We start from the raw sequence: 13,755 nt of genomic DNA, 5'->3' as shown, positions 1-13,755 counted from the left end.
CAATCGCAGCCGGACCGCGAAGATGTCTGATCGACAAAGGTCAAGACGTCGCGGTTGTTTCAAACTCATCGATCCCCGTGCGGTATCTATGTTCATCATATCGAACCGCCATGTGCCGGGGGATACTTGTTTAGAGGTGCAGCGGTCCAAAATTTATTGGCATCGCATCCGGCAGAATGCGGCGAAAAAAGCATGATCTCGTGACGACAGGGTGGCAGGGAAAACCTCACAATCGACAAAATGCCTCCCGGCCGGTTGATACGGCATTTCGCTGGTTGTTGAAGGCGATATTGGTGAGACGATGATCGGAATATTCTTCTCGTGGCAGAGCGATGTCGCGCCAAACAAAGTTGATGGCGGGCACACCCACCACTATGACTGTCATCGACTTACGTGGCGACCATGACGTCGGGGGTTCATCAGGACTGCAGGTTTTGCTTCAACCAATCTTGGGGCACCAGGGATCCTCCCTCCCACCAGTCGTGCTTGAGGTGGTCTGTGAAACGCGAGTCGTTCTCGAATTTCGCGTGGTCGGTGACGATAATCTGCATCTGGCCATCAAGTTTCTCGACGACGTCGAAAAGCCACTCGTAGATTTTGCGGACCTCCATCCAGTCATTGTCCTCTGTCTCCCCGTTAGCTGAAGGGAAATAGACCTGTGACGGCTGATCGAGGATCAAAAAGTTAGGTACGGGCCGCTTGTTCGAGGCAAACCATTCGTGGAGAGCCAGATGGCCGAGCAAGTGATACCAGACCCAGTTCCGTCCGCTGCCAAAGCGCGAAAACGGAATCGTCTCGTCTGCAGTCTCGCTGACAAGCCTCGGCCCGCGGAGATCAAATGTCAGAAAACCGTTCGCGTATTCGAGACGTTGCTCGCGAGCCCAGCGGGTGATCTGCTGCCCGATACCGCCGAGGAAGGTCGCGGTCTTCGCACGTACGTCTGACAGGTTAGTCTCTGATTCGAGTTCTTCGATGTCCGTGACCAAGGAGGCCCTCTCAAGTTCCATCGCGACACGTGTCTCGTCGTCGTCGACCGATATGAGCCTGCGGAACATGTCGATCATGCCAGAAAGCCGGGCAACCTCGTGTTTCTGCTCCAATAGCGACTTGATGGAGTCTTCCTCGACCTTCAAGCGTTGAACCTCGCGCCTAAGCGAAGCGATTTCCGACGTGAGATTGGTAACGGCGGCACGGTGCTTTGAGAGTTGTTCCCGGACATCGATCTTGTCCGAATTCACCATCGCAAGTTCGACGGCAAGCGTTTCCAAAGATTGCTTCATATCCGCTACAGCCGGCGTGACACCCTCTAGCCAGCTTTCACAAACCGGGCATTGCTTGGAATCGTGGTCATCTGCGAGGAGATGCAACGCCGTCAAACGTCGCCGCTGCTCGTTGAGCGCGCTATCGACGACGTTTTGGTCGTTCTCAAAACGCTCCAGAGCGTCAATCTCTTTTTTGAGATCTGACCTTTCACGAGTCTTATTCAGTAGCTCAGTATTCATCTGCTTGAGGACGTCAACGTCCTGACCGTCCGCTAATTGGCTACCGGCGAAAAGAGTGGTTTGGAGGGCCGAAGAAACTCTCTCGAGTATCTGTGCCGTCGACCTCCTAGCTGGGATGTCGGATGTCGCAATCAAACCCAGCCGGGTGCTTTCCGCCACAATTGATACGAGTTCCGTGTCACGATTGGCGGCGATCGATACGCCGCGTTCAAGCGCACGCTCGACCTCTCGCAGTCTCTTCCGCTTATTGCGGAGTTCGGCTTGCTTTTCGATGATGGCAGGGGAGATTGCCCCGAGGTAGTATGGCAACGTATCTCTTATCGTCTGAGCGAGTTCGCTTTGACGATGGAAATACAGGTCCGGGTTGGCGATCTCATTCTGCTTTTGGAAGCTGTAGATAAGACCTGACCGGAAGGTAAGCTTTTGTCGGTCAGCCGTGCCGTCGGCCCGAGGAAGAAGCGTGACTCCCACGCCTAGAAGCGATCCGATCTTTTCTACAAGATCATCCCGACGAGCATTCGGCTTCAAATCACTCATAGGCGGCGTTTCGTGGTCCGGGTTTGGCCGCACGAAGAACTCATTGCTCGCCGTCCTCCCTACGGGGACGCTACGGCGGGCCACGAATAACCTTTCCGCACCAAAATCCAGTTTCAAGGCGAACCATGACACGGCATTCGAGATCACACCTGCCGGGATCTCGAAACGCGATGCTCCAAGACAGTAATCGACGACGCTTAGCATTGCAGACTTTCCCCGACCGCTTGGGCCAGTGAGGATGTTCACGCGACCTAGGTCGAACGAGATTTCGTTGATCCTGCCGTCAAGGGAGTAAAGGACCACGCTCTGGATTTGCATTATGGTTTTACTCCTACCTGTTGGTAGATTTCTCTGTCGTCTCCTACCTTCGCGAACCACTTCCCGACAAATGCGGCCGCCTTCTGGTCGTCATCAAGGGTTTTGTCCGACTTCAAGATCGGAGGCCCCTTGGTGGCCGCAATCAGGCGGCCGTTCTCAGTCGAGACCCAGTTCGAGCGGAGCGACGTCAAAACGGCCTCCTTGACCTGCGGAACAAGGGACTGCGTAGATGAGATCAGGTCGGTTCGAAGTTCTGGGTGATCCCTCAGCCACTTCGAAAATCGGGTAGCGATAGTGCGGGGAAGGGCATTCCGGATATCGGGATGCAAGGCTATGGCGATGCCGGGAAACGCAAGGGCCAGCGACATGCCCCCATTAGTAACGCTATAGCCTTTGGCCATGCTATACACGAGGACGCCGAGATAGCCCGGATTAAAATAGTTGGCGAAATCTGTCTGCCGATCGTTCCAGGGAGCAAACGCCATATTATTCGTCCGGCTTGAATTTCGCGGTCCAGTGAGGGTGCCAACCGATCACTGGTTCGTTCGCCATGAGGTGTAAGACGCCGCGCCGTAGATAATCGAGCTCGACGTCCTTGAGCTTTGCCTGACTTCCCGAGAGTGAGCCGCTTAGAGCGGTTCGGCCGAGCTTTTCTAGCTCAAATTCTACGCCGTCCCGGCCAAGGCAAGCGTCTGCGTCAGGTTCGATCGCACCGAATTTCGCTGCCCAGTGACCGTAAAGCTGATCCTTGAACTCTTGTAATTCCTTTGGCTGCAGCCGCAGGCTCTCAATCCAGCGCTTTATGTGCCCATCAGCCTTGTAGACATCAAGTAGCGCCCCGGCGACCGCCGTCTTGTCCGGAGCGTGCCCGATAGCCATCAATTGCCGAACGAACAGCCTCTGCAACAGGCGAGCCTTTTGGTCGGCGTTCGGGTCCGTGATGTCTTCGAATATAGGCAAGCTCGACACGACATACTGGGAAACCAAATCCGTAATTTTCTCTTGGAGCAGCTCTTTACTGATCGGCACTTTCTCTTTCGTTCTGAGGCGCTCGATCAAAACCCAGTACCACCAGCCAACCAGCGACTGCGCCAAGCGCTCCAGATTTCCGGTCGTAGCACCCGTCAGGCTTAATCGCTTGACGATCTTCTGGCGAAGGCTCTCGATAACCGCCACTCCCGGCACTATGGTCATGTTTCCAATCAGCACGTCGCGGGCGGCTTCTGGTAATGCCAAGAAAGGCTCGACGTTCTTCTTCATGCTACCCGTCGTTCCGGCCTCTATCTCCTTCGCGATCTGCATGAGAAGGCCTTTAGCAGCCTTTACGTGCCTCGTTCCTCCCGTGATTCCCTTGGGCGCTAGATAATCCACAAGCATCGCAGAGGACGAGGGCTGGGCAGTGGTGAGCAAAAAGAACGCGGTTTTGCTTGGATCGACAGCGTCGTCCCTGACGAGAGAGGACCAGATGCGGATCGTTTTCCACAAATCCGCACTTTTGTCGGTGAAGGCCTTTGCCTTGGCGGGGTCGTGGTGTTTCAGCTGCAAAAGCTCAAACGCCTCGTCCTTCCCTCCGACGACCACGTCGTCGAAGGTTTCCACCATGAAGCCTTCCGCGGGATCATCCGTATCCAGGGCTCGAAATAGCGCATACTCACATTGGTAGACATATCCCACCAAGGAGTCTGCTGCAGAAAAACTCTCTATCCCAGACAATCGCTACCTGCCACCCAAGTCGAATCGACCTTGTCATCAGCTTGGCGATCTCTCGCGGCAATTGCAATTTCAAGCCGATATTTCTGGAGTGTTTCCCATAGGAAAAACAGGTGGTTTCAATCCTATTTGAATTGCGCAGCAAAAGGTGCTCCGACAACCGGCTGCGCCACCCGCGAAATACATTACATTGACAGGCCACTGATTTCTCATCCGGAAGATGGGCACCTCCTCCCTGAAGGCGCTTTTGGTAAAATCTTCAGGAACACAGGGCCAAATTAGCTGGATTCCGACAACGGACGAACACTTAGGTCCGATCCAAGGTCTTGGCGGTGGGTAGCTATCGGTATCTTGGTGAGCTCCGCGATTGCCACCATGAGAAAGGGTGCACTGGCGAGCGTCAAATCCATTGCAGTGACAGACTCGCTTGCAGAAAACGCTTGTACGCCTAATGCTACACCTGTCGTAAGACCAATCGCTGCGGCCGCAATCTCTAGGCCCAGGCACCACGGTAGGTCCACTGGCCATAGCTTGCCAGCTTTTGACTCATCACAGTCTGCATTTTACTCGCCCCCCCGACAGGGCAACATCACGCCTTGATCGCCTGCCAGCATACACTTAACGGTTTTGAAAGTCTTAGTTAAGGCGTCTTCTCTCTATTGTCGCAATAACTTTTTCTGCCCTTCAGATATAGAATACCTCGTCAAAAAATGGGGTTAGCAGACCGCGTCGCCCATGCATGGTCTTCGTTGGATCGGTGTAAGCGGAAAGCCGAACAGGCCGTAGCGCGCTTACTCCGTTACATTTCAGCTAGCAGAGTGTTTCGCATGGGATCCCATCCTTGTCGCGATCGAGTTTTCCGCCCCATGAGCAGTTTTGCAGGTACCAGTTGGCTTCGTCGCAGGAACCGATCTGCTTGCACGTTCTCCGCGGCTCGCAAGAATAGCCGCTCTGCGCGACCAGCTTACGGCTGATGATGCCCAGCGGGCGACTCGACGGCGCCGCGCCGTCGGCGTGCGCAGCGCGCCATTCCCAGGGTGCCTGAAACGTCCCGGCCCACAGGCCGATCTTTGAGGCTTGGGCTTGCGCCTGCTGCCCCCCATAGGCGCCCTGGCTGTAGTGAGGCCAATCCAGCGCCTGGCCGTGCTTGACCATCCAGGCGGCCACGCCCGCGCCGTCGGCGCGCCGACAATTGCCGACAAAGCGGTGGTAGCGGTCCCACGTCGCGAATGTGCATTCGAGCGGCCTCGACGCGGCCAGGAAAGTGTCCAGCGCTTCGGCCGATCGCCGGCCGCAAGGATACTCGGCGCCATTCGCATCGCGGCACAGCTGCCGGCTCTCTGGCGCGTCGATGCCGTTGAAGCGGAGGCGCTGGCCGTGGATTTCGATCGTATCGCCGTCAATGACGGAAGCGACACCGGTAAGCGAGGCGGGCGCCGCCCTTCGTGGGCTGGCCTTTGATGCATCGTCGCTAAGTTGCGCGCCCGACGGCGCCAGGAAGGCGGTCACCGCCGCCGCTGCCGTAAGACCGAGCATTGCCGGCACGTTCGCAAGGTGGCGCCGCCACAGCTTGGCACCGGTGGGTCTCTGCCACCGATTGGATCGATATTTGCGGTATGGCCTGCTCATCCGCTACGCCGACCAGCCCGGCCATGCGCTGTCGACCATGGGCAGGCCGGCGCAATAGTAATCGTCAAGGAACCGCCCGGTGGACCGGTCGCGGCAGCGCCAGATAACGCTGTAGTTCTGGCCATAGAATTGGTCCCACGCGACGCCATAGGTTTGTGGTGGCGGTGGCCGGTAATATGTTCCGCCTCCATAGCCGTTGTTGGCAGCGACACCCACAGCTGCGCCGCCGACAGCCGCGATCGCTATGCCTGTCGCGACAGCATTGTCGGTTTGCACAAGCCTGGTGCACCTCTCTGCTGTTGCGCCCCTGCGCACTAGAAGGGCCGCTACCCTGCTACGATACTGTTCGTCCGTGCTGCTGGCGAGAACGTGACATAGCGCAACGGTATTCATTGCCGTGAGATCGCTGTCCGACACGACAGCGCTCGTAGAGCAGCCGCTGACGCACAGGGCTGCACTTGCGATGAGTGCTCCAATTTTCATGTGAATCCCCCAAACAAATATTGGGGCGAGTCCGACCTAGAAGTCCAGAGTTTTGTTTTTCACTTTGCTACGATTCACAGCATGCTGCGGCTAGCTGGCATCCACTGCAACCAACCCTTCCGCCGGTCGTTGACTGATGCTGGGTTGATCTCAGCCACTCCAGAACTTGCCCGCTGGCTCAAAACCGGCGGGCTTTTTTTCCGCGACGCCGGAAGGCTCTATCTCGCCGTATGTTGTGGTACATCGGCACGCCGTCATCGGGCCGTGCCGTTGACCGAGGTGGTCCCTCCGCCATGGTCGGCCGGCGCAGCCTTGACCGTCCGCGCGGGCCATCCCAATCAAGCCCGCTGGCTTCGGTCGGCGGCTTTTTATTTGATGCCCGGCGCCGTCGGCTTGGATCTAGATCCTCGCCAGTGCCGGATTGAAGGTAAGCTGCGGCGGTATGATCGCACTTCGCGCGGGACGGACCATTGGTGTGCAGCAAGAGCGCCGAGTTCATTCGGCCAAGATTCTGCACTAGGCCGAGGTAGGTGAAGGCAGATAGCTATCCGGTAATCGCTGAGATATTGGAGATAATGTTCCCCCATGGAGGTGTGTACCAGTATTATAAGTTTCCAAACTTCATGTACGAACGCCGTGGACGAGCTGCTGTGTGCGCTTGCCGTAAATCGCTTCCGCGAGTTCACAGTCGGAGGTTGGCTAGCACCCTAACGCGAGAGCTTCAACGGCCCCCTTCGCGATGAACTCCTCAACGAGACGCGGTTCACGTCCCTGGCCCAGGCCCGCGCGAGGCTCAATGTATGGCGCGCCGATTACAACGGCGCGCGTCCGCACTCGCACATCGGATGGCAGACACCCAACGAATGTGCATCGACCTTCAACCCGCGACGGTCGCTCGCGCTGCGCAACGTGAAACGCTCCGCGCCAGCACCCGTCGCGTCCACCGGCCATCAGGGCAAATCCACCCCCGGAAACGAACTCACGACTGGATAGAATTGGGGGAAACGTCAGGGCGGCCATAACTTTGCAGTCTTCAGACGCGAGGCGGCCTACAACAGCGCTGCCCACCATGCTTGTGGCCCGCGACCCACACGGCTTTTCCCTTCAGATCGTACATTATGCTTCCTTCATGATTACCGATGTCTGCATGACCTTGAGGTCTTCCCGCACCATTTCCGCGGCGAGCTCGCGCACGGATGTCTCATGCACCCAGCCGAGCTTCTCCTTCGCCTTGGTGGCATCGCCCAGGAGAAGATCGACTTCCGTGGGGCGGAAGTAGCGTGGGTCTACCTGGACTAGGCATCTGCCGGTCTCGACATCATAGCCCTTTTCGTCGACTCCCTCACCACGCCATTCGAGCGCGACGCCGACATCTTCGAAAACCCATTCGACGAATTGGCGGACAGGGGTCGTCTTGCCCGTCGCCAGCACGTAATCATCCGGTTGATCCTGCTGCATCATCATCCACATACCACGCACGTACTCACGCGCATGGCCCCAATCGCGTTGAGCATCGAGATTGCCGAGATAAAGCTTGTCCTGCTTGCCGAGGTAGATAGCAGCGGCGGCGCGGGTGATCTTGCGCGTCACAAAAGTTTCGCCGCGCAGTGGGCTTTCATGATTGAAGAGAATGCCGTTGGAAGCATGGATACCATAGGCCTCGCGATAGTTGACCACGATCCAGTAGGCGTAGAGCTTGGCGGCGGCGTAAGGGCTGCGCGGATAAAAGGGCGTTGTTTCGTTCTGCGGTACGGATTGCACGAGGCCGTAGAGCTCTGAAGTCGAGGCCTGATAGAAGCGGGTCTTGTCCTTCAGACCGAGGAGGCGGATCGCCTCAAGAAGTCGCAATGTTCCGATACCGTCGGCGTTTGCTGTGTATTCCGGCGTTTCGAACGACACCTGGACATGGCTCTGAGCGGCCAAGTTGTAAATCTCGTCTGGCTGGGATTCCTGAACTACTCGGATGAGATTAGTCGCATCAGTGAGGTCACCGTAATGCAAAATTAGGCGCGGATCGGGATCGTGCGGGTCTTGGTAGATGTCTTCGATGCGACCCGTGTTGAAGGAAGAGGAACGTCGCTTAATCCCATGAACGACGTAGCCTTTTTCCAGCAGAAGACGCGTGAGATAGGCACCATCCTGTCCCGTTATGCCCGTAACCAGAGCAACTTTCCTGTTCTCGCCCATTTTCTTCCTGCTCTATGGTAGTTGAAGTTTCGAATCTGGCTCGCCACACCGGCGGCCCGCCTCATACCCTATGGTAGGATTTCGACAGATGTGGCGCGGAGCTCGTCATTGACAGTGTCAGCCAGCGAGCACACCTGCTCCTGCTTGGAGGCATAGCAAAACAGAGTCTCGCCGCTAACCTGCCTAAGTCGCACATGCGGCCTGAGTGCCGAACTCAGCTCACGGGGTGAGCGACATAGATTTCAATCAGGTCGCACCCGATTTGCTCATCAATCAGCGAGTTAGGACGCCCTTCTGGGATTCTACATCCGTTCTCAAGCACGCACAGTCGGTTGCATAGCCGCTCCGCTTCTTCCACGAAGTTGGTGGCCACTAGAATCGTATTGCCCTGCGCCAGCAGGGCACGTAGCCGTTCCCAGATAAAATGGCGAGCATGTGGGTCCAAGCCACACTAGAACTCCACCATCCCTCTTTTGCGCTGACCAAGTAATCTTTGCCTGCTTCAGCGTCTTCTAATGGAAATTGTTTTGATCAGTGAAATCGATTGTTTGGATGAGGTGCATCCATAAAATGGATTGTTTGACAGGGCAGCGCGGCACATCGGCGGCACAAAGTCGTGGGCGCGAGGTTTCGCTCCGCGCGAAGACAAAGTTCGTGGCAGTCGGGGGCTTTGGGCGAACCGCACATCTGAGACGGCGGGGAAAAGCCGGGTAGGCATTACGTATTTGACCTCCAAAGAATTTCGGGCGCGCTAGCCCGAAAACGGTGGCTGGGCTTCAACGATGGGCGGGACGAGGCGACCATCAAACTGTGATTCATACTGGAGGCGATCGCAGTGCGGCGAATTTGAACGGCCGCCTTTGCCAGCCCTCGCCATCGCATCCGGCTACAGGTGCCGAAGATCTTCTCGATCCGAGTACAAATTCTGTGGATCGGTTGGTTCCAGGCGTCAAGCTCTCGGCCTCGTCGCGCCCCCACATAGCGGTTGCGACGATGCGCGGCCTTCCACCCTTGGCGCGCACCGCGTCGCCGAGATGATTGCCTCGGTAGGCGCTGTCGGCAAACACTTCGCCGGGATTGTCGGGCAGAGCATCAGGAACGGCGTTGCCGTCCTCGGTGTGGGCGCCGTGACGGCGATCTCCTCGACAAGGGCCGTATCGGCCTAGGCACCGAAATGGGCGTTGAAGCAATGAAACGCTGGTCGGCGCTTGTACTTGACCCAATGGCCCTCTTCATCATCTTCGCTGGCCGAGGAGATGATCGCCGCATCGACAGGCGTGCCGATCTTCACCTGGATCGCTGAACTGGCGGGTGATCTCGGCGAACAACAGGGTCATGAACCTCAAGGGCCTGTCGAAAACGGACGAGAGCGGGTTTGCACAGGTGTCCGCTCTGACACCGAGAACCCGCAGAACCGTCGGAACGATCCTCCACATGGCTGCAGACGCCAAAATTCCTCTCCCGGACATCGTCGCACAGCATCGCGTGCCAGTCGCTCAGTCCAGCCGGCTCGAAAGCTATCCGGCAGGAATTGCGCCATGTTGGCGCACTTGAAAGCGTCAGAGGGCGCCGTGTCGCATCTTTCGATGGGACCGGACGCCATGATGGCCATAAATGACGTGGATGGCCTGCGCCTGACATTCACGGCTGGCGGGTCCTGCACATCCGTCCTTCAGGAAACGCCCGCAAATGACATGTTACGTTGAGGCAGTTAAGAATTGGACTTGAAAAAGGGACTTTGTGGACTGTCTCGACCGGTTGTTTCGCTTAGCAAAGCGCGGCCCCACGTCAGCAGAGGCTCATGGTCAAGGAACGCCTTAGTATCCATCACATGGATGGGCCACATTCACGCAATCAATTTTACACATGTCGCCGGGCGCATTAGAGAACGCTGAATTTAAACCGGAAGCGAGCGTACCCGGCGTCAAGATTTGCGAGCGTCACAGAGATAAGGATAGGCAGTGCTGAGGAGCTCTTCTGCCCCACGCGCAGCCTCTACCAAATCGCCCGGCGTAACGGTCGACTAGTATCGATTAAGAGATCCCAAGCCAGATGCAACCTCGTCTCTGAAACGAGATTTCCGAAAATGCAGGTCAGTGGATTGGTAAAGCGCAGGTTCGTCGTCTCTCAGAGGCGTACGGGGTTCGGTGATTGTCTGTGGTCGCTGGCGGCCGCTTGGCGCTACGCTCAGCGGTCGGGACGAACGCTAGCCGTCGACTGGCGCGGGTCCTGCTATCTCGACCAACCCTTCACAAATGCCTTTCCGGTGTTCTTCCAACCGATCAATGACATCGCTGGCGTACCGGCTATTTGCGACGACCGGATCAACGACTTTTCCTTCCCGGGTCCATTCTTCCCGGAGTGGTGGAATAGGCCAGCGATCGACTGCCTTTACCGCCCAGATGAGCAGATTTTCCAAGAGCGCGACGAGTTGGGCGAGCTCTTTCAGGCCGAACACGATGTCGAAGCGAACACAGTAGTGTGTGACGCTTGCTTGATGTGGCGCTGCGATGAGGATGCCGAGCGGCAGGTCTTCCAGAGTGTCAAGCCTCGGTCTGAAATTCAAACACGCATAGATGCCATTTACCAAGAATGTTTTGAGGGGCACAGCATCATCGGGGTTCATGTTCGACATGGTAACGGTGAAGACATCATGGACCATGCGCCCTACTGGGCCGATCCGGAGTTCGCCGTTCGACAAGTGTGCACTGCGGTTGATAAGGCTAAAGCGTTACCGCACCCCAAGCCTGTGCGGCTGTTCTTGTGCACGGACAGCGCGCAAATCCTGGATCATCTGTCGGCCAAGTTTCCCGATCTTCTCACCGTCCCCAAGCATTTCCGATCCGATCAAGACGGCCCCTTACACACTGCAGCACTTGGGATGGACGGCGCAATTTCCGCCCTCGTTGAGATGTATCTTCTCGGGCGCTGCGATACTGTAGTTCGGTTTCCTCCGACGAGCGCCTTTACACGATATGCACGCCTTTTCGTACCGCGGGTAATTGAGTTCGATCTGAAGGACCCAAGTCGTTTGATTTTGATAGAAGGCAGCCAAAGAATCTCTCATCTTGATTAAGACCGCTACCTGGGCAATTCGGCAAATGGAACGAACAGGCATAGAGACATCGACCGCAATCCACGAGAGGCGGGCCATGGCATACGCTAAATGTCCCGCAGCTGCTCACCTTGATCCGCAGGCTTGAGGATCCGGACACACTGCAGCAGTTCTTGGCTCCATTCGGGACTGTTGCCGACGTCGATGAAACCAACGGCCTTAGGGCACGAATACAGAATGACGAGATCATTCATCTGCGGCCGTCCGGCAACGCGCCAGAACTTCGCTGTTACTCGGAGCGCCGCAAGACCATCCTAGTGCGACGGCGGTCGTGACGCTGACGCTAAGGGCGCGGGCAATGACGTCCAGAGACGAAATCGAGGTTGTTTAATGAAAGTGGTTCCCGTCATCATCAGCGGTGGAGCCGGATCGCGGCTATGGCCCGCTTCGAGGCAATCGCACCCCAAACCTTTCCTTAAAGTAGCAGATGGACATTCTCTCATTCAGCACACTGTCCTGCGCGTCGGTTCGATAAAGGGCGTAGTGGAACTCGTCGCCGTGACATCTGGGGAACACCTCTTCCTTACCAAGGACGAGTTCGACGAACTAGATTCCGTGGTCCTGCCACGCACCTTTCTGCTCGAGCCTGAAGGCCGGGATACGGCCGCAGCCGTTGCGGCAGCCGCCATCCATGCCAAGGCAACGCAAGGCCCTGACGCGATTCTATGCGTCTTCCCAGCCGATCACATGGTTGGCAACCTGCCTGCATTTTTAGACGTCATGTGCCGGGCCATCGAACATGCGAAGCTCGGGCGGATCGCCACATTGGGCATCACCCCAACCAGACCGGACACGGCATTTGGCTATATCGAAGCGGATGGTGAAAAAGTCGTCCGTTTCGTTGAAAAACCGGATCTGGACACAGCCAAAGCCTATGTCGCGTCCAAGCGCTTCTTCTGGAACGCCGGCATTTTCTGCTTTAGCGCACAAACCATGCTCGACGAGATGGCATCGCATTGCCCCGCGGTGATCCAGGCCGTCTCCGACAGCTACGAGAACGGCCGCTTCAGTCAAGGCGAAGGCTTTGCCAAAATCGAACTCGCGCCTGAGCATTTCGGCTCCGCCCCGCGAATCTCGCTCGACCACGCTGTCATGGAGAAGACGAACAAACTTGCCGTGGTTGCCTGCGACATGGATTGGAACGACATCGGATCCTGGAACGCAATGGCCGATTTGATCGCCGCCGACGAAAGCGGGAACAGGATACGCGGCGATGTGCATATGGTCGACACGACCGGCAGCTATGTGAGCTCCGACAAGCGCGTCATCGGCACGGTCGGTGTCAGCGATCTGGTGATCGTCGATTCCCCGGACGCTTTGCTTGTCGCATCCCGCGACCGCGTTCAGGACGTCAAGAAGCTGTTCGAGGGCCTCAAGGCTTCAGGACATGAAGCTCACCTGGTCCACAGCACGGTACACCGGCCGTGGGGTACCTACACGGTTCTTGAGGAAGGCGAGCGCTTCAAGATCAAACGCATCGAGGTGAAGCCCGGTCGGCGGCTGAGCCTGCAGATGCACTATCATCGTTCGGAGCACTGGGTCGTGGTCAGCGGCTCCGCGAAAATCGTCAATGGCGAGCAGGAGTTGTTCCTGGCGACAAACGAATCAGCCTACATCCCCTGCGGCCATAAGCATCGGCTGGAGAACCCAGGCAGAATTGACCTAGTGATCATTGAAGTGCAGAGCGGCGATTATCTCGGCGAGGATGATATCGTTCGCTTCGACGACGTATATGGTCGAACGTAGATTTCACCCGCATGACGAGAACGGTCAACGTGTCGCTGACTAATTACCACTAGGAAGGCCGTCTGCCCACTCAGGACCGGACGCTTGTGGAATCGGGAATTGACCAAGGCAGCGGCGAAGGACCGCAATCGGCATCAGGGGTGGGACAAATCAACCGGAAAAGACCGGAGAGCCTTTGATATTTCTGACTTTCCAAGCACCCTCAGGGCCCACCAAAATGATATCAATGGCTTATGGCCGACTTTGCTCTGAAGTGGGCCAAATCGACCTCGCTATCCCCGCAGCACTCAGTTTGATTGTTTTCGCATGAAAACGAGCAAGGACAGGGGAAGGGCGATCTTGTGCTGGCTTCTATGTCCAATCTTGCTCCTGTTCGTCGTCAGGTTGTGTGCAGCCACATAGCGCGACTATCGCGAGGCTGGAAGGCCTCCGATCGATAGGTGCGGCGAACGGCGGCAACGAGGTGCGAATAGGATGGCTGAGCGTATGATCGAGAATACCGCAGCTGCGGTCTAGCGCGAAATGCAG

General features: G+C 56.9%; 10 protein-coding genes and 2 pseudogenes. 4 read left to right on the top strand and 8 right to left on the bottom strand.

Annotation, left to right across the window (positions count from 1 at the left end; genetic code table 11):
- Positions 1-419 precede the first annotated feature (419 nt).
- The 5 genes from NKJ81_RS20030 to NKJ81_RS20010 form a co-directional block, all read right to left on the bottom strand.
- On the bottom strand, positions 420-2,357 hold the full coding sequence (locus NKJ81_RS20030; RefSeq protein ID WP_352541483.1) for a DUF3732 domain-containing protein: 1,938 nt from the start codon (positions 2,355-2,357) through the stop codon (positions 420-422).
- On the bottom strand, positions 2,357-2,842 hold the full coding sequence (locus NKJ81_RS20025) for a three component ABC system middle component (protein ID WP_352449733.1): 486 nt from the start codon (positions 2,840-2,842) through the stop codon (positions 2,357-2,359). The genes NKJ81_RS20030 and NKJ81_RS20025 overlap by 1 nt, the downstream gene beginning before the upstream one ends.
- 1 nt (position 2,843) lies before the next feature.
- Entirely contained in the window at positions 2,844-4,031 is a 1,188-nt protein-coding gene (locus NKJ81_RS20020) for an ABC-three component system protein (protein WP_352541482.1), read from the bottom strand.
- An 846-nt stretch (positions 4,032-4,877) separates the two neighbouring features.
- A complete protein-coding gene (locus tag NKJ81_RS20015; RefSeq protein ID WP_352541481.1) occupies positions 4,878-5,576 on the bottom strand; it encodes a thermonuclease family protein in 699 nt (232 codons plus the stop codon).
- Positions 5,577-5,699: 123 nt separating this feature from the next.
- Positions 5,700-5,972: a hypothetical protein gene (locus tag NKJ81_RS20010; RefSeq protein WP_023680062.1), complete on the bottom strand. Its 273-nt coding sequence runs from the start codon at positions 5,970-5,972 to the stop codon at positions 5,700-5,702.
- A 921-nt stretch (positions 5,973-6,893) separates the two neighbouring features.
- Here NKJ81_RS20010 and NKJ81_RS20005 point away from each other — a divergent pair.
- Positions 6,894-7,172, top strand: a pseudogene (locus NKJ81_RS20005) (integrase core domain-containing protein); the annotation flags it as partial.
- A 123-nt stretch (positions 7,173-7,295) separates the two neighbouring features.
- Here NKJ81_RS20005 and gmd read toward each other — a convergent pair.
- The 3 genes and pseudogenes from gmd to NKJ81_RS19990 all read right to left on the bottom strand — a co-directional run bounded on the left by gmd (position 7,296) and on the right by NKJ81_RS19990 (position 9,657).
- Positions 7,296-8,366, bottom strand: coding sequence for a GDP-mannose 4,6-dehydratase (gmd, locus tag NKJ81_RS20000; protein ID WP_352474458.1), 1,071 nt, complete (start codon positions 8,364-8,366; stop codon positions 7,296-7,298).
- Positions 8,367-8,497: 131 nt separating this feature from the next.
- A pseudogene (locus tag NKJ81_RS19995) lies at positions 8,498-8,814 on the bottom strand (nodulation factor ABC transporter ATP-binding protein NodI); the annotation flags it as partial.
- Between the two features lie 714 nt (positions 8,815-9,528).
- Positions 9,529-9,657 carry a hypothetical protein gene (locus NKJ81_RS19990; RefSeq protein ID WP_352541480.1) on the bottom strand — a complete coding sequence of 43 codons (129 nt, stop codon included), beginning with the start codon at positions 9,655-9,657 and terminating at the stop codon, positions 9,529-9,531.
- A 795-nt stretch (positions 9,658-10,452) separates the two neighbouring features.
- Between NKJ81_RS19990 and NKJ81_RS19985 the strand changes: the two genes are divergently transcribed.
- The 3 genes from NKJ81_RS19985 (at position 10,453) to NKJ81_RS19975 (ending at position 13,227) form a co-directional block, all read left to right on the top strand.
- Complete coding sequence (locus NKJ81_RS19985; protein ID WP_352530898.1) at positions 10,453-11,442, top strand: nodulation protein NodZ; 990 nt, start codon at positions 10,453-10,455, stop codon at positions 11,440-11,442.
- 110 nt (positions 11,443-11,552) lie between these two features.
- Complete coding sequence (locus tag NKJ81_RS19980; protein WP_352541479.1) at positions 11,553-11,756, top strand: hypothetical protein; 204 nt, start codon at positions 11,553-11,555, stop codon at positions 11,754-11,756.
- A 55-nt stretch (positions 11,757-11,811) separates the two neighbouring features.
- Complete coding sequence (locus tag NKJ81_RS19975; RefSeq protein WP_352541478.1) at positions 11,812-13,227, top strand: mannose-1-phosphate guanylyltransferase/mannose-6-phosphate isomerase; 1,416 nt, start codon at positions 11,812-11,814, stop codon at positions 13,225-13,227.
- Positions 13,228-13,755: the final 528 nt, after the last annotated feature.

It is taken from the genome of Mesorhizobium sp. M0018, from assembly GCF_040323955.1.
In the GTDB taxonomy this organism is placed as follows: domain Bacteria; phylum Pseudomonadota; class Alphaproteobacteria; order Rhizobiales; family Rhizobiaceae; genus Mesorhizobium.
The sequence above is the reverse complement of the archived record's forward strand: the minus strand, read 5'-3'. Positions and strand labels throughout refer to the sequence as shown.

What these genes read in the sequence shown, in the direction of transcription:
- NKJ81_RS19985 (WP_352530898.1), top strand. Translation starts at nt 10,453, where the DNA reads ATGCAGGTCAGTGGATTGGTAAAGCGCAGGTTCGTCGTCTCTCAGAGG.
- NKJ81_RS20025 (WP_352449733.1), bottom strand. Translation starts at nt 2,842, where the DNA reads ATGGCGTTTGCTCCCTGGAACGATCGGCAGACAGATTTCGCCAACTAT.
- gmd (WP_352474458.1), bottom strand. Translation starts at nt 8,366, where the DNA reads ATGGGCGAGAACAGGAAAGTTGCTCTGGTTACGGGCATAACGGGACAG.
- NKJ81_RS20030 (WP_352541483.1), bottom strand. Translation starts at nt 2,357, where the DNA reads ATGCAAATCCAGAGCGTGGTCCTTTACTCCCTTGACGGCAGGATCAAC.
- NKJ81_RS19975 (WP_352541478.1), top strand. Translation starts at nt 11,812, where the DNA reads ATGAAAGTGGTTCCCGTCATCATCAGCGGTGGAGCCGGATCGCGGCTA.